Raw genomic sequence first — 16367 nt, 5'->3', positions numbered from 1 at the left:
TATTGAACAAAAAATAAAGGGAAGTAGTTCATATAATGAACCACTTCCCTCTATATACGATAATACAATTAAACTAGGGAAAATAGAGTTTTGACTAAGAAGATAATGTTGTAGACTGGAATTGACTCACTACAACTAACACCCCTGATGCTTTCACAATCGATGCAACACAAGTTCTTGCCCTCTATCTAATTGTTTATTTTCTGATTCGAGTATAATTGAAAAAGCTCTCGATGGCCAAGTCTAATATTTATTCCTCAAAGGTTGACGATTAGCTAATTGAAAAATCACGCTACATCAACAGCTCCAGTCAATAACTTTATTTACTTTGTACACTCCTCAATAATACCCTGCTTAAATGCTTTAGAAACAATGTTATATGTGTTAGAAAACTATAGAAACCAAATGATCCTAGTGGCGAATATCATATTACTGAACGTATAAAAAGTAAAATGTATCTCTCAGCCTTTAAAGAATATTTACTCTAAATTTGTTCTCGTTTAACAGGTTCGTAACCTTCGTTCTTTGAATAGTATTTCTTTTCAAAAAAATATTTCATCATGGGTGGAGTTACGATTGTTGTAATTAAGATGACAACAACTATTACAGCAAACATGTCTTGGCTTAGTAATTTGGATTCTAGACCAATTGCTGAAATAATTAAAGCAACTTCACCAAGAGATACCATAGCCGCACCAATTCCTAAAGAACTATTCCAACCGAATCCAGCTATCCTTGCGCCGACGGATGCACCAATTAGCTTAGTAAGAACTGCAATGATGGTTAAAAGAACAATAAGACCTAAGTTTTTAGTTATCCCTGTAAACTGAGCGGTGATACCAATAGAAGTAAAGAATACAGGCACAAAAATTGAATAACTAATTGTTTCAACCTTTTGAATAACTTCGTGTTTAAAGTCCGTTACACTAATTGCTACACCTGCAATATAAGCTCCTATTATGGCAGCGATACCAGCGAATTCTGCTATATATGCAAAAACAAAACAGATAATTAAAGCTGAGGATATTACTGTTTCTGTAACTTTTAAGAATGAAAATTTATTTAGAAACCACGGAACTACTTTCCAGCCAATAAGTATTGCACCAGCAAAAAATAGTATTTTCTTCAGAATAACAATAGTTAAACTAACATCTGAACCTGTAAAACTCATCAAGAATGCTAATGCGATAATAACAACTACATCATCTATTACAGCTGCACCTAAAATAGTTGTGCCTTCCCGAGTTTTTAATTGATTCATTTCCTTAAGTGCTTGGACGGAAATACTAACACTTGTAGCAGAAAGAAGTAATCCCAAAAACCATGATTCCATCGTAGTGAGACTTAAAGTGATTCCTACAAAATAACCTAGTATAAGTGGAACAATAATTCCGCCAAACCCTACTAGCGATGAGGCTTTACCAGTGCGTTTAAATTCATTAACATCTGTTTCCAAACCCGCAATAAACATTAATAATATGACACCTATTTGACTAAATTCTGCCAAAGAATCTGTCTCATTTATTAAGCCTAAAACGGATGGTCCAAGTACAATTCCAACTAGAAGTTTTCCTAAGACTGACGGTTGACCTAACCTTACACTTAAACTCCCAGCTGCCTTGGACGCAATTAATATAATAGCTAGTTGAAGAATTAACACCTAGATATCACCCTTCCCTAATTTATAATATGTTCTGACTATGAGATGACAAAAAAAGCCCGTTACCAAAAGGACATAAATATCCCTTGGTGACAGGCTCCTCCTAAAAAGCACAATTTGTTATTAGTATGGCAATGCATTGCAGTTTCCTTTTTTTAATCCGATCTATACTTAGAAAGGTTTCTCCTTTCATAAAGTTTTGGAATCGGTTATCAGGGAGATGAATTAATTTCACTGTTTGCAATTGGAGCTACGCTCGAGAATTCATTATTTGAATTTTCGGAACTGTTTTTATCATTCTTAGCAGCACTTGGTTTTATTGTTGTGATTTGCGTGTGAAACCTCCATATGGGGTCACGTGCCTATAAACCAGGAAGTAAACGCTCGATAATCATTCTGGAGTGATTATATCGTACCATTTCCGGTTAGATAAGTGGTGGCAGATAATAAAATTGAGTAATATGTAATTAACCCGGCTTGACTTACGAACCGGGGCAAAATAAAGTTGATTCTAGAATCAGATTTAACTATCCTTCTGCAGACATGGCGACTGCTTTTGTTTCATGAACTGTACCATATGGATGCTCAGGCGGTGCATAGATCACGTAAATTTTAAGAGGTATATGTCCTGTATTCGTTATATTGTGCCATTTTCCCGCAGGTATCATAATTGCATAGTCCTCATAAGCCATCACTTGAAAATCTAAATTGTCTTTTCGATCCCCCATTTGAACAAGTCCCTGACCTTCTTCCACACGTATGAATTGATCCGTTGTCGGATGAACTTCTAAACCGATATCTTCGCCAACATTGATGCTCATTAGAGTCACTTGAAAATGTTTACCTGTCCATAAAGCGGTACGATAAGTATTGTTTTGCTTTGCGGCATGATCAATATTCACTACAAGTGGACATTGACCATAATCTCTTAATATTATTTTGCCGTAGGGATTACTATCGTTATTATACCTATAGCAGTATTGAGGATAATAACCCTGATAGTTATTATTCCAGTTGCTAGGCACAGGATTATGCCAGTGATAGTGATGACCTAAATGATGATGCATCCTCATTCTCCTCTTCACATTCAGTGTTTGCTGTTAATATATGCAGATACCTATATAAAGGAGTGCACAACATGCAATAATGGGCAAGCGCCTAAATGATAAAAAGGGAGATATAAGCTTTTACGATATCCTAGTACATTTTTACCAGTTTGTTAGATGACGCACCAGCTTGCTCACAATGTATTTCGCATCAGAACCTACTCCTCTTAAGATGCTACGTCAGCTGCTGCTCACGCTCCTGGTTGTTCTTTCGCACGGCCCAGATCCGCATGGGCGCAGGTCTGTCAACTGCAAACAATTGCACGCTGCTCCTTTCCAGTGACGACAGCGGTGTCAATAGAAAATAAAGTATTTTCTTAATGCTTAGGTTAAGATAAGTCCCCTGTTTAAGCACTACATGCTAACCGCGTACGTTCTTTGATTAGTAATTGGAAAGAGAATATAATGAGGAGGACTTAGCCCAAGCGAAGGCGCGGGAACGTCCTTCTTATTGAAACTAACTGGCAGGAAACAGACATAATTTCATGAATAATTATTATATTGAAGATTTTAATTTTGACGGGAGGGATTTATATTGGATATAGAAATCATACTTCTTGATAAATCTCATATTCCTAAAGTTATAAGCTTGATAGCAGGCTACTTAAATTCTTCATCCAATGGAGTAGACGAGTCAGATCCATCACCAGATCAGCTAGAACAATGTGAACAAATCTTAAATAGGTTTATTAATGACAGCTCGGCTTATTGTTATTTAGCTAAGCAGGAACATGAATATATTGGTTTCATCATCCTTTCCTGGAGCTTCTCAATAAGCAAAGGCTCCCCAGTATTGCGTATAGAGGCTTTATATTCATCATCTAAGCATAGAAAGAAGGGCGTAGGCAGGAAGCTAATGGAGCATGCAATTGATTTAGCTATTTCTAATAAAGCCGCACGATTACAGCTCGAAACAGATGATGATAATGCCCCTGCTCGTACGTTGTACAAGCAACTCGGATTTAAGATGTTAGAGGGTAAGGGTGTATATATGTCATTTCTATAGCGGGTATGGATTTGAACTAACGAAAGACGTTCAATAAGTTCAGACTCGCTCTATAAAGTTCTTACACAACAGCAGGAGCTAAACGGACCTCCTCGATATTTCACTACAGATTGGCAAGCAGCTTGGCAGTCTGTGAAAGTATTATCAGCCTTGAAGCCAGCCGTTGCTGTAACTGGCCACGGAAGACCAATTGCTGGTGAAGAACTGTCTGATGGATTGGAAAAATTAGCGAAGGACTTTGCGTATCGCCATTCCGGATTACGGTAAATACGTCAAAAAACAATAATTTCCTAACTATATACGTAATCAAAGAACTGATTATAAATACCCGTGCTATTCTGTATATCGTTACACTTCGAAGGTTTAGCACTCTACTCAACTGTAAAGTAAACTTCTACAAGATGAAGTTCGCTTTTTCATTAGGGTGGCTACTTTACTCATGAAATCAGTCATGAGTTAAACAGTCAAAAATGATTTTGGGCATGAATAAGTTACTAGTAAAAGAGGAAGCTTAATTAGAGGGTTCAAAAAAATTTAAGTAAGGGAGTAATAATTTTATGGGTATATTAAGTGGTGACCCCAAAAACGAGCCGTTACATTATGGGGAAGTACTTAGCTTGTGGGGAACTTCTATGGCAGCTAAGGGTGCTGTTTCTTGTTATCAGGCGTATATAAACCATGCTGGCGATAAGGATCTAAAGAAGATTCTGCTACATTGCGTTCATTTCCAGGAATAGGATTTGCAGCAATGATTACCGTATCTCCTACTTCTACTTTCATTTGTCTATGTGCTGCTCCTGCAAGACGGGCTAAGGCTGCCATTGGTTCACCTTGACTACCGGTACAAAGTACAGCAATTTTATGGGGTGAAAGTTTATTGGCCTCTTCTGAATCAATGAGCATCCCCTCTGGTATTGTCAAGTATCCTAAGTCTTGCGCCACGGATACTACATTAAGCATACTCCTACCAAGTAAAGTTAATTTACGGTTTGTTTGAGCGGCAGCATCAATAACTTGTTGGAGTCGATATACGTTCGATGCGAAAGTGGAAATAAAACTTTACGATCTGCTCTGTTAAAAGCCTCTTCGATATGAGCGCCAACGAGACTTTCCGATGGAGTAAATCCTGGACGCTCAGCATTGGTACTTTCAGATAGAAGCAACAGTACGCCCTTTTTACCAATATCGGACATTCTATGTAGATCTGGATATTGCTTATTCACGGGTGTCATATCAAATTTAAAGTCGCCCGTATGAACGATTGTGCCTTCAGGTGTGTCAAATACGAGACCGAGACTATCTGGGATACTGTGATTCGTGTTAAAAAAGGAACAACTGATGGCTCCAAGTTCAATTTGTGAATCAGCGTTTATACATTTCATTATTGTTTCACTAAGAATACCATGCTCCCTTAGTTTGATCTCAATTAGACCTAAGGTCAGCCGTGAAGCATATAAAGGGATTTGCAGTTGCTTTAATAAATAAGGAATTCCTCCGATATGATCCTCGTGACCATGAGTAACAACTAATGCTCGAACTTGATTTTTGTTAGCTAATAAATAGCTAATATCAGGTATTATCAAGTCTATTCCCAAAAAGCTTTCATCTGGAAATTTGGAACCACAATCAATCACGACGATATCTTCTCCATACTTTAATACATACATGTTCTTGCCTATTTCGTTAACTCCACCCAATGCTGTAATCCATAGTTTTTCATTCATTAGTTCTAGTCCTCCTGCTGCTGTAAGTTGAAAATTATTTTTCCTTTATCTGCACGAGAGGCAAATAGCCCAATATCATTATTATGTTACCCAGTGAATGTAAATATAAAAAATATTGTACTTATATTTTTATTCCCTTGAGCATTTAACAATTAACTAACGTTAATAAGCGTTTTTCAGTAAACATTCAAGTCATCACTTTTGTTTAGTTTTGAACATTATTAAAATACGTTCGGCTGCTGTCGCTAGTACCCCCTATTGCTTTAATGCCCATAGTGTATCGCACATGATTTTTGTGATGCTTTTGATATTGTTTTTAAAAAAATCTGCATAATTTCTAATTTGCGGTGCACTTTATTAAGGGGTGCATCATTGGTTCACACACTCTATTTGAAAGGAGGTTTTGAATATGCCATATCAATCAACGCAACAAATTAAAAGTACTATACAGCAGCTGATACAACAAACAGAGCAAGCTAGTGGTAATTATCAACGTTTGCTACAGCAAGAACAAGAAAATGCTCGTGTATTAGAGCAATTGGTGCAACGTGAACAACAAGCAGCACAAACTATTCAGACGGCACTTCAAGGACATCACACAGCCGTTCAACAAATGCAATCTGTTTTACAAGCATGTAACCAAATTGAGAGCTCTGCATCTTCATACGCGAATTCTCACAACTTAGGCTATAATCTTGGGTACGCTTCTCAGACGCAATCAAGTAGTATAGGATTGAATCAAAAACAGTATTGAGCCAACGGACAAAAAACTACTTCCCATTGTTAGACATACAATGAGAAGTAGTTTTTATTTTATAAAATATATAGCTATTAAAAGAATGGTTATAAAGATAAGTTGAACGGATCATAAAATTTTTATTGTTCTGGAGTGCTTGAAACCTCTATTGCCAGACCTTAATTTGTTTTCGGTGATTATCGATGACGCTACTTATAAATGAGAAGATCGGCTATGTGAAAAGGGAGAACAAAATTGTGACGTTTATAAATGTGCATAATTACGAAGCGAAATGGTAATAATCTTAAACGGGTTGATTTCACGATCTGACTCACTCCCCTTTTTATCGACGGCCTCTCTCGGTGTTACAGTGACAGATTGTTTTCTTTGGCTTTTCATATGGGAATGAAAATACCATACTGATTACATATTGTCTTATAACAACTTGAGAGGGGCGCAATATAACGGTCCAATGATAAAATCATCGGATAGTCGAATCAGAAAGATGAGTCATAATAAATTTATTTCCGTATAAATTTATATTGTTCTGTCAAAGCCTACCCCTATCGTCACCCTTTAAGGCTGGCTATTATACATGCATCTAGAAGGCTTATCATCCTACACTTCATTAGGTTTGTAACCTCATGCTAAATTTCGAATATAATTAATATTACCTCCTTGTTCCCCAACCTCAAGTTCAAATAAGCAATCATAATGGTTGCTTTTTTTTGACTGATATTAATTCAGTGTGATCTTGTATCACACCAAGAAAAAATAACATTAATGATTAGAGCGTATTGTTTAGCAATTAAATTAGTCTTACGATTTATGAGTCTGTGGCGCTAGTTAATTTTCACAAAATATAGTATCTTAGAAAATTTACCAGAATGACGAATTTTAACTCCATAATGTTTCCATCCTCTGTTATTGTAAACTTCCCGTAGTTTAACACTATCGCCAGTCTAATGGTTTATTTTCTTTTAACACTTATTGTCATCCGAGAAATGATCCCTAGTGACTGGGCGAATAAAGACATTCTTTTTAAATGTCGAACCTATAAATAAGATATACGATTATAAATCCTTTTAATCGGTTCAAAGCGCTGATTATTTTCCTTCTGCTAGGAAATATTCGATTCTGGTTTTTATTGCGTCTCGCACCTCACGGAATTGAGCCATTATTTCCTCTTCAGTTCCAACCGCTTTTGCAGGATCATCAAAGCCCCAATGCCATTTCACCACGTTCGGGTTCGAGATTATAGGACAATGCTCATCAGCATGCCCACAAAGAGTTACGACATAATCAGCACGATTGAGGATCTCAGGATCGATCACATCAGATGTATGGTTCGATATATCAATTCCAGCTTCCTTCATTACTTGGACAGCTCTTGGATTAAGACCGTGTGCCTTCAAACCTGCACTCTTGACTTCGTATTGATCACTACCTAACGTTTTTAACCAGCCGTCTGCGATCTGGCTTCGGCAAGAGTTTCCTGTACATAGAAAATACATCAATGGTTTACTCATTCTTAATCTCTCCTAGTTTTACTTATTTACTGCAGGCTCAAAATACTTTCGCTTCAACCAAAGCGATACATTTACAAGCCCGATCAATACCGGTACTTCAACAAGCGGCCCAATTACTGCAGCAAAGGCAACCCCTGAATCCAAACCAAATACGCCAATCGCTACGGCTATCGCTAGTTCGAAGTTATTACTTGCAGCCGTAAAAGATAAAGACGAAGCCACTGGATAGGAGGTTCCTGACTTTTTTGATAAGAAAAAGGATACAAGGAACATCACGACAAAGTAGATGATCATCGGAATCGCAATACGCACTACATCAAGAGGCAGCTTGACAATCAATTCTGCTTTAAGCGTGAACATCAAGACGATCGTAAATAATAGTGCAATAAGGGCAAGTGGACTTATCTTCGGAATCAACACTTGTTCGTACCACTGTTGACCCTTCAGCTTGATCCCAATCACGCGTGTCAGTAACCCTGCTGCAAAAGGAATTCCCAAATAAATCAGCACGCTCTCTGCAATCTGTCCCATGGAGACATCAACAACAGCGCCCTCAACCCCAAACCAACCTGGTAGTACGGTGATAAACACATACGTAAAAACGGAATAAAACAGGATCTGAAAGATCGAGTTGAATGCAACAAGGCCAGCTGTGTATTCCGGATCCCCCTTGGCTAGATCACTCCACACCAAGACCATCGCGATACATCTTGCAAGCCCAATCATGATTAGCCCAATCATGTATTCAGGCATATCGCTTAAAAATAAAATAGCTAGGAAGAACATCAGAAAGGGACCGATAATCCAGTTCTGTACTAAGGATAGAAGGAGTACCTTCCAATCCTTAAACACCCGTCCAAGCTTTTCATACTTCACTTTTGCAAGCGGCGGATACATCATCACAATCAGACCTATGGCAAGTGGTATAGATGTCGTTCCAATTTGCATACTGGAAAGCACTTCGGAGAAATTAGGAATTAAATACCCTAGGCATAAGCCAATAGCCATTGCCCCAAAGATCCAAATCGTTAGATACCGATCTAGAAAAGAAAGTCTCTTCCCCTCACCCATGGAAATCATCCTCCTATTCGCATAACATGCTGTATATTTTCTGTTGGACCTCTTCCTCAAGTTTCGGTAAATATTGAAGCGCATCGTGGAGATGTGGTTGTTCTGCTACTTGTAAGGAATAAAAAATCCACTGTCCTCTGCGTTCTTCTTGTACTAAGCCTGCATCCTTCAATTTTCGAAGGTGTTGACTGATATTCGGCTGCGTCGTTTGAAGCAGTTCAACTAACTGACAAACACACATATCTTGTTGATTTAATATCGTTACGATCTTTAAGCGAGTCTTATCTCCTAGTAACTTGAATTGTTCAGCCATTTCTTCAATGGAAATCGACATCTTATGCTCCCCCTTATCTTCAATTTTTTTCATTATATAATCAATCGCTCACAGACACCTGTTGAGCAACATAAAGCAGGATCAAAGATTTCAATTTTCATTTGAAGCATCTCCTTCGTGTGACATACTTGATTACATCAATCATTATATAATCATGCACTTATATAATCAATAGCTTATACACCGAGTGTTGATCCTGAACTCATTCGCATTGCTGCAGATCTGGATGCAATACGCAAGCAGGGATGTGATGTAACGTTTCAACCTGTCTCAGGACATTCAAGCATTTACGATTAATCAGGTTGCACTCTCTTATCTTCAACAGCATGGTCCTGATGCATTCCCAATCACACTCGTAGATGGTGAACTGAAGACGGAAAATCGGTACCCAACGCGTGAAGAGTTGACAGCTTGGACAGGGGTTTCATTTGACTCAGGGAATATCGGTAAAAAAACCTTTAAAACCATCAAGGTGCAGCCGAAGTCACAAAGTTGTTGTGAACCAGGCAGTGGCTGCTGCTAAGCAAAGGAGGTGTTACCCATGAAATTCGTACCTACGATCTACATCATCGCTATATTTTTTTCACTGGTAAAGGTGGCGTGGGTAAAACATCTGTTGCTAGCTCCAGCGCTATCGACATTAGCTAAACAAGGAAAGAAAGTCCTTTTAATCAGTACAGCCTCGAACTTGGATGATTTGTTTGAGACAACGATCCGTAGTGAACCCACACCTGTAAATGGTGTACCTGGACTCTTAGCAGCTAACTTAGACCCTGAACAAGCTGCAAGCGATTATCGAGACCAAGTCGTCGGACCTTATCGCGACATTCTCCCTCAGGAAGCGATACAACAGATTGAAGAGCAGCTCTCAGGCGCTTGTACGGTTAAAATTGCCGTTTTTGATGAATTCACCAAGTTATTATCTACTAACGAACATGAATTCTACCATATCGTTTTTGATACAGCTCCAACAGGTCATACCTTAATACTCTTGCAACTTCCAAAAGCTTGGACTGGGTTTATGGATACAAACATACACGGAGCATCATGTCTTGGACCTCTTTCGGGGATGAGCGCAAAACAAGAGATGTATACAAAGACTGTAGAAGCATTATCCGATTCGAAGCAAACCATCCTAATCTTAGTCGCTCGTCCAGAGCGCCAGTTTATTGTTTATCTGCTAGAAGGAATATCCACTACAAAAATAATAGCTGCCGATTTTCGCGGCAGCTGCAGAACAGATCTCACTATCATTTTTTTGACTCGGATACAATGATTCCTCATTCAACTTATCAATTTTGTCCGTCAGTTCTTTAAGACCTTTTCGTCCTACCTTATTCAACACATAACTCAGAGTATTTAAATCGCCAGCTGCCTTATAAATGTAAGTGATTAAATCGAATGGTCGTCATTGGTGATGTGATCAAAGATCGGTGCATCCCACTCCAATAACAAGTCGATACCTGCATTTTGGTCATTAAAGTATACACTTCGAATTAATGTAAGGAACTTGTCGAAACAAAGCCTGTGCAATTGACCATCAACAAATTCTTTTGATGGAGAAAGATACTTCTTTATTTTGTCTTTTATTCAAAAAGGATTCATTTCCGTCAAGTTTGAACGAGATCTGAGAAATTTCCGCCATGAGTTGCTCTGCTTCAACATTCACCGCGAGGTCTAATCGTCTGAACAACATTGATGCAAAGTATAGCTGCTCTACGCTTCCTGTTCTGATGGATGTATCGAAATGGTCATGGGCAAGAACATTACGAACCCCCATCACAGAACCTGAAAATAACCACATCGTTCCTAGCTGCGGTGAGTCACCACCAGCTACCTTAAGAATAGTTGCCTTATTAGTAAAAGCTTTTTGCATTAGCTTTGTCCATCATGTTGTAGCCTACTTTTACGCCTAACATCATTATCCAACGCTACATACTTATCTAGAACAGCTGAACGGAAGTGACCATCCTGGAATAGCTTTTGTGCGACCCCCAGTACTCTTGGATGAAGCCCCTCCAACTTACTGGGTTGAGCGGCAATAGGAGTCGGTTCCTCGAACACAGGAGCTTTAGGGTGCTGGCGATGGAGCTGCAGGAGCTGCTTGACTCCGCAAGAGAGAATATCCCTTTTCCCTTACCGTAAGCTGTGTGGCGCGGGAGCGTTCTTTTTGTTTTGTTTAGAAAGTCCCTGATTGAACTTATCTATGCTTAATGTTAATCTAGGGAATAGAGATGCAAACAAAGGAGCATAAACCTTATCATGTGGATTACTCTGTAAAGATTAACAATCAAAATGATGCCTGTAATAGTGACTACACTATTTTATTTGGTATGCTTTTCTTTAATCTTACAGGGTATGCAGGAAAAGGTGTATTATAAACCCATGCTGCGGATACCGGATGGTATCCGCTTTTATTTGTGGGAAACCGCATCTCTATTGATCCTTACCTGCTTATCCTCCAATTAGCGAATGGAGGAACTTTAATATGAGATCGAAGTTAGTCTTGATTGAGGGATTGCCAGGATTCGGGAAAACAACAACAGCTCAACTTGTTCATGAAATTCTTACGGAAATGAACATTACATCCCAGCTGTTTTTAGAAGGAAATCTGGAACATCCTGCTGATTATGATGGAGTCGCTTTCTTTAAGAAAGATGAATGCGATGAATTATTGAGTACCCATGAAAAGTTTAAAGATTTGTTGAGTAATCTCATGATTAAACAAGGTAACGATTACTTCCTAGAATATCGGAAAATAAAAAATGAATACGGGTCAGGTTTTCCAGATGAATTGCTTCATGCAGTTTTCAAACATGATATTTATGAATTGTCGCTTGATCAAAACAGGAAATTGATAACAGAACGATGGAAGAAGTTTGCAGATCAAGTTTTGAATGGCGCAGACACCTTTGTTTTTGATGGTTGTTTTATACAAAATCCTGTAACCACGGGGATGATTAAACATGGTGCGAAGAAGGAAGACGTTATAAGTTACGTTATTGAACTAGCAATAATTGTGGAGCGACTGAATCCCTTGATGATTTACGTAGAACAGAACGATCTTGATCAATCTTTCAGAAAAGCTGTAAAGGAAAGACCTCAGGAATGGTCAGAGGGATTTATTGAATATTATACGAACCAAGGTTATGGGAAAAAACAAAATTACAAAGGGTTAGAAGGAACGCTGCAGGTTCTTAAAGCAAGAAGGAAACTAGAAGAAGAAATTTTTAACAGCTTAAACATAACCAAGATAAAAGTTGATAACTCTTCTTATAATAAAAACGATTTTAAGCAAGTTTTAGAGGGAATTTTATTAAAATACTTTAAATCAACAAACTAATAACCTCTGTATCTTACACTGCCTTACACTGAACATAAATAGCCCATTGCATGTAAAATTGGAAATAAGAAGCTTCCAAATTACGGTGGTGGGCTCATTTTCATATTTCTAAACACTACACTACATTAGACTCGGAAATTATAGTTGTAGACTGCATCCGGTGTCGTCGGTAGATACGCTGTAGTTGCTCCCACTCCTAGTTGTTATTTCGCACGGCCCAGATTTGACTGGGCGTTACCCATTACAGCCGCTCGCAGCGTGTTCGTTATTCAAGTCATGTAAATAATATAGCTGTATCTAAATGACTTCTTAATATGTTTCTTACTTCCGGGGATGCTGTTTCTGTTATCGCAACTGCTAGATCTTTGACGCCTGCCTTAGCTGTTATTAACATATCTGTTGCTACAACTTGATCTGTCATCCCGTTCATTTCGGCAAGGTTCTCAAACAAGTAATTCATTTTGCTCCTACCTTCTTTCTTATTGAGCATTCTCTTATAGTCATTGATTGCCTGGACAGAATGAAGTACGAATCCATAAGGGAGGACATAGGTGTAAATATCATCTTGCTAAAGCTGCATTAGGTGGTGCCTTCCTTCTGCTTTGCTTAGTGCATGAACAACAATTAGGATACCGTCATCCGATAATTGTCGTCGATCCCGAAGTACGATATTTCCTATATCCCCTATGCCGAGCCGAGATGACTCAACGATTACGAAGCGTTGTCATGGATACACAAACGACGCGTCGAAGCACTTACGCGTAAACATGACGCTGCCCTCGCATAGTAAAAACGGGGTACGGTTGGTCTATGAATGACCGCCGCGCCCCGTTCTTTATATTATTACACTGTTTTCTTTTTCTGACTAATTGCGTGTATATATTTAATAGTAAGCTTCCATAAGACTTTCCCGAGCCAAAACATTAAGACACCAATCACAATAGAAATGGGCAAGAACTGCATTGGGCTTGGTGTAAATGTTCCCATTTCGATTGTTATTCCGGCAATATCATATCCCATAAGATACCCAACAAATTTAATAATTCCGCCCATTGGCGTAATAACTCCACCAATCATTAAAGCAATGGAAAGAGTACTGATGAATGGCAAAAGTAACATACCGCTGACGCCTGCAAAGCTGCTACAAAATGCAAATATTGCTCCGAATTTACTCCAACTAAATTTATTGTTCTTTGAAATGGCTTCACCTAAGTATGCTTTCGCTAATTCTTTTGGGTTTCCTAACCGTTCGATGATTTGCTCAGAAGAAAAACCATTATTTTGCAATTCAAGCATTACGCTTTTGATTTCTTTTACAATGTCGATACGCTCGGAGTCGGACATAGATTTCAAATACTTTTCAATTTTTACAAGATAGTCATTCATAATTCTATCCATCATTTAACTCTCCTTTAATTTCTGATATAGCCGTTAATAAATTATCCCATTCTAAGGACATCGCGTTTAAGTATTCGTTTCCTTTTTCTGTAAGGGTATAATATTTTCTCGGTGGCAAGCCCTCTGTACTTTCTTGCCAAGATGAAGAAATATATTCTTCTTTCAATAATCTTCTAAGCAGTGGATAAATTGTATTTTCTTTTGCAGCAACAATAGGATACTGCTCTAACTTACTTATAATTTCATACCCATAATATGGTCGTTGCTTTATTAGCAATAGAATACATAAATCGAGTGTTCCTCGCTTAATTTGTGACTTCCAATCTTCTACATTCATATACTGTACCTCCTGCATGTATATCGTACAACACAGTACTGTATTTATCAATAGTAAATTCAGTACCAATAACCGTCGAACGCAAGCAGAAACAGCAGGCAATGTTACGCAATAGAGGCTCAAAAACGTCTTATATTGCCCGGGCTTTCTAGGCGTGTTTTGAGAAGGGCAAGGTTTAAAAAGTTGTCGTCTTAATCCCATAATCACTCATCTTATATTAGTAAGTTGGGTTTTAGGACCAGAAAGGTATGTTCTTAATTATAAAAACTATTACATAATATTCCGCTTCCCCTTTCTGTCTACTTGCTAAATTCAGCAAGTAAAATATTATTAAAAGGATTAGGACTGTTATCTCTACCCAAACTGTTCAGACTTACGACCAAAGTATGCTTGCCTCCAAGTGTACCTCCAGCATAAGTAGAAAACCCTAGAATACCACCTGTGTGCCCCCATATCGAGACACTGTTTGGAAGCTGTGTTTCAAAGATTCCAAGACCATATCTATCGATTCCTGCTCTTCCTACAGGAACTGTAGTTAGCATTTGTTTTAATTGCTGCTCCTTCAGTAGTTTGCCACCGAGCAAGGAAGAGAAGAATTTATTTAAGTCGTCTGCAGTAGAAATCATATCTCCAGCTGAGCTACCTGCACTTGGATTATAATGTGTAACATCTTTTATCTCACTTGCTTCGTCTGGTTGGGAATATCCCCGAGCATGCTTGGTTCCTGGTATAACGCTTGAATTTCCAGGTAGGAATGTATTCGACAATTCAAGCGGTTCAATAATTCGATTTTCAATCTCTTCTGCGTAGCTGTTTCCGGTTAATTTTTCAATAAGAATACCCAGTAATACGTATCCTGTGTTTGAATAAGACCAGCCCTTTCCTGGGACAAAGTCTGGGGGCAGAGAAATCCCCATCTTCACTATTTCTTCAGCCGTATACGATTTTTTTGTATCCATAAAATCAGCGCCTTTGAATCTTGAGTATTCAGCGATACCACTTGTATGGTTCAATATCTGCCGGATGGTGATCTGTTTACCATTATATCCGTTTCCTTCAATGACACCAGGCAACCACTTTTCGATGGAGTCGTCTAGATTCAAGCGGTTCTCTCCAGCTAATTGAAGTACAACCGTTGCGGTAAACGTCTTCGTTACACTTCCAATTCGAAAGCGAAAATCTGTTTCCATTGGTTTCTTTGTGCTCAGATTCGCTACCCCAGTGGCATAACCCCACGTTTTTCCACCCTCAGAAGTTTTAGCAAGTATCCCCGGGAATCCAAGTTGCAATGTATCCTGCATTGCTTGCTTGACGGAATTATGAGATCGTTGAGTGGTTGTTTGTAAGGAACTAGATACATTTTGAGTGGGCTCTGCTTTTACAATTGAGGTTGGCGATGTGTATAGCAGGAAGCTTCCAGTTATTAGAAGGGCCAGACTTGCAAATGTAATTTGACTACGTATTTTCAAAAGGTATTCCTCTTCTCTATTAATATTGTAAGTTTGTAATTATCTTCCTAACTGTTGTTTTCCCAACACTATTTCGTTCTAAGAAAGGTACAGTACTCTTTTTGAACATCACTGAAATTATTTCTTTTCCTTAAAATACTTTGTTAACTGGTTTATTTTTTCATATATTCGTCATATCTTTTCCGCCTTTCACACCTCCTCTTGCATATACATCGTACAACACAGTACCTCATTTATCAATAGTATATCAGTTTTATTCAATGAGAGATATTTTGAAAGAAATTCAGTATCAACAACCGCCGAGCGCAAGTAGAAACAGTGGGATGTTACGCAATAGAGGCGCATATGCCTTGCGTGTAGTACGGTTATGGGACAATCTATAAGGGAGGATATAGTAATGTGGCATGATTGTGTAAAGTTTATAATAACAAAACACCTTTAGCCTAACTAAAAAGCAACTCTCTGGCTTTATCTATTGCATCAATTTCTTCGTGCTGCGTTATTAACTCTTCATTTCTTGGTTTTCCTTCTTCCTCCTTACTTTTCCTTATAACTTGTTGAACCTTAGCGATTTTATTTGCAGTATCTTTCTTCTTATAAAATTGATTCAAATATGTGATAGCAAAAAAACACGCCATTGAAGGCGTGTTTCTG

Annotated in this window: 15 protein-coding genes and 5 pseudogenes; 7 read left to right on the top strand and 13 right to left on the bottom strand. The window is 38.3% G+C overall.

All coding sequences use genetic code 11. The annotated features are described in order from the left end of the window. Positions 1 to 484: 484 nt before the first annotated feature. On the bottom strand, positions 485 to 1660 hold the full coding sequence (locus MH117_RS18480; RefSeq protein ID WP_239331114.1) for a cation:proton antiporter: 1176 nt from the start codon (positions 1658 to 1660) through the stop codon (positions 485 to 487). A gap of 527 nt (positions 1661 to 2187) precedes the next feature. Beyond that, on the bottom strand, positions 2188 to 2727 hold the full coding sequence (locus tag MH117_RS18475; protein WP_239331112.1) for a cupin domain-containing protein: 540 nt from the start codon (positions 2725 to 2727) through the stop codon (positions 2188 to 2190). 574 nt (positions 2728 to 3301) lie between these two features. Here MH117_RS18475 and MH117_RS18470 point away from each other — a divergent pair. The 3 genes and pseudogenes from MH117_RS18470 to MH117_RS18460 all read left to right on the top strand — a co-directional run. Then, entirely contained in the window at positions 3302 to 3772 is a 471-nt protein-coding gene (locus MH117_RS18470) for a GNAT family N-acetyltransferase (protein WP_239331110.1), read from the top strand. A 30-nt stretch (positions 3773 to 3802) separates the two neighbouring features. Then, positions 3803 to 4058 (top strand): annotated as a pseudogene (locus MH117_RS18465) (MBL fold metallo-hydrolase); the annotation flags it as partial. Between the two features lie 271 nt (positions 4059 to 4329). Beyond that, positions 4330 to 4482 (top strand): annotated as a pseudogene (locus MH117_RS18460) (DUF3231 family protein); the annotation flags it as partial. Here MH117_RS18460 and MH117_RS18455 read toward each other — a convergent pair. Continuing rightward, positions 4481 to 5496 (bottom strand): annotated as a pseudogene (locus MH117_RS18455) (ribonuclease J); the annotation flags it as partial. The pseudogenes MH117_RS18460 and MH117_RS18455 overlap by 2 nt on opposite strands. A 409-nt stretch (positions 5497 to 5905) precedes the next feature. Here MH117_RS18455 and MH117_RS18450 point away from each other — a divergent pair. After that, positions 5906 to 6250, top strand: a complete 345-nt coding sequence (locus MH117_RS18450; RefSeq protein WP_239331108.1) for a hypothetical protein — start codon at positions 5906 to 5908, stop codon at positions 6248 to 6250. Positions 6251 to 7338: 1088 nt separating this feature from the next. Here MH117_RS18450 and arsC read toward each other — a convergent pair. Genes arsC through MH117_RS26875 form a run of 4 tightly spaced genes read right to left on the bottom strand, consistent with a single transcriptional unit; the run spans position 7339 to position 9267 of the window. Continuing rightward, positions 7339 to 7761, bottom strand: coding sequence for an arsenate reductase (thioredoxin) (gene arsC / locus MH117_RS18445; protein ID WP_239331106.1), 423 nt, complete (start codon positions 7759 to 7761; stop codon positions 7339 to 7341). A gap of 18 nt (positions 7762 to 7779) precedes the next feature. Then, positions 7780 to 8832 (bottom strand): ACR3 family arsenite efflux transporter, encoded by a 1053-nt coding sequence (arsB, locus tag MH117_RS18440; RefSeq protein WP_481857282.1) that lies wholly within the window; start codon positions 8830 to 8832, stop codon positions 7780 to 7782. 13 nt (positions 8833 to 8845) lie between these two features. After that, positions 8846 to 9166 (bottom strand): ArsR/SmtB family transcription factor, encoded by a 321-nt coding sequence (locus tag MH117_RS18435; RefSeq protein ID WP_239331101.1) that lies wholly within the window; start codon positions 9164 to 9166, stop codon positions 8846 to 8848. Positions 9167 to 9198: 32 nt separating this feature from the next. Beyond that, positions 9199 to 9267, bottom strand: a complete 69-nt coding sequence (locus MH117_RS26875; RefSeq protein ID WP_350338964.1) for an arsenic metallochaperone ArsD family protein — start codon at positions 9265 to 9267, stop codon at positions 9199 to 9201. 164 nt (positions 9268 to 9431) lie between these two features. Between MH117_RS26875 and MH117_RS26870 the strand changes: the two genes are divergently transcribed. Continuing rightward, complete coding sequence (locus MH117_RS26870; protein WP_350338963.1) at positions 9432 to 9689, top strand: arsenic metallochaperone ArsD family protein; 258 nt, start codon at positions 9432 to 9434, stop codon at positions 9687 to 9689. A gap of 23 nt (positions 9690 to 9712) precedes the next feature. Beyond that, positions 9713 to 10325, top strand: a pseudogene (locus tag MH117_RS18430) (TRC40/GET3/ArsA family transport-energizing ATPase); the annotation flags it as partial. A 381-nt stretch (positions 10326 to 10706) separates the two neighbouring features. On the opposite strand, the pseudogene MH117_RS18425 reads toward MH117_RS18430, so the two are convergent. Continuing rightward, positions 10707 to 11230 (bottom strand): annotated as a pseudogene (locus tag MH117_RS18425) (TIGR02391 family protein). Between the two features lie 424 nt (positions 11231 to 11654). Between MH117_RS18425 and MH117_RS18420 the strand changes: the two are divergent. Further along, positions 11655 to 12509 (top strand): P-loop NTPase family protein, encoded by an 855-nt coding sequence (locus tag MH117_RS18420; protein ID WP_239331098.1) that lies wholly within the window; start codon positions 11655 to 11657, stop codon positions 12507 to 12509. 274 nt (positions 12510 to 12783) lie between these two features. On the opposite strand, the gene MH117_RS18415 is transcribed toward MH117_RS18420, so the two are convergent. The 5 genes from MH117_RS18415 to MH117_RS18390 form a co-directional block, all read right to left on the bottom strand. After that, positions 12784 to 12969 carry a spore coat protein gene (locus tag MH117_RS18415; protein ID WP_343224471.1) on the bottom strand — a complete coding sequence of 62 codons (186 nt, stop codon included), beginning with the start codon at positions 12967 to 12969 and terminating at the stop codon, positions 12784 to 12786. 383 nt (positions 12970 to 13352) lie between these two features. After that, positions 13353 to 13907 (bottom strand): DUF1700 domain-containing protein, encoded by a 555-nt coding sequence (locus MH117_RS18405; RefSeq protein ID WP_239331096.1) that lies wholly within the window; start codon positions 13905 to 13907, stop codon positions 13353 to 13355. Next, a complete protein-coding gene (locus tag MH117_RS18400; RefSeq protein WP_239331093.1) occupies positions 13900 to 14244 on the bottom strand; it encodes a PadR family transcriptional regulator in 345 nt (114 codons plus the stop codon). Before MH117_RS18400 ends, MH117_RS18405 begins: the two co-directional genes overlap by 8 nt. Positions 14245 to 14543: 299 nt before the next feature. Continuing rightward, entirely contained in the window at positions 14544 to 15713 is a 1170-nt protein-coding gene (locus MH117_RS18395; protein ID WP_239331090.1) for a serine hydrolase domain-containing protein, read from the bottom strand. 443 nt (positions 15714 to 16156) lie between these two features. After that, positions 16157 to 16324 carry a hypothetical protein gene (locus MH117_RS18390; protein ID WP_239331088.1) on the bottom strand — a complete coding sequence of 56 codons (168 nt, stop codon included), beginning with the start codon at positions 16322 to 16324 and terminating at the stop codon, positions 16157 to 16159. Positions 16325 to 16367: the final 43 nt, after the last annotated feature.

Source organism: Paenibacillus sp. ACRRX (genome assembly GCF_022346885.1).
Lineage (GTDB): Bacteria > Bacillota > Bacilli > Paenibacillales > Paenibacillaceae > Paenibacillus_B.
This window is presented reverse-complemented; position numbering and strand designations above follow the sequence as displayed.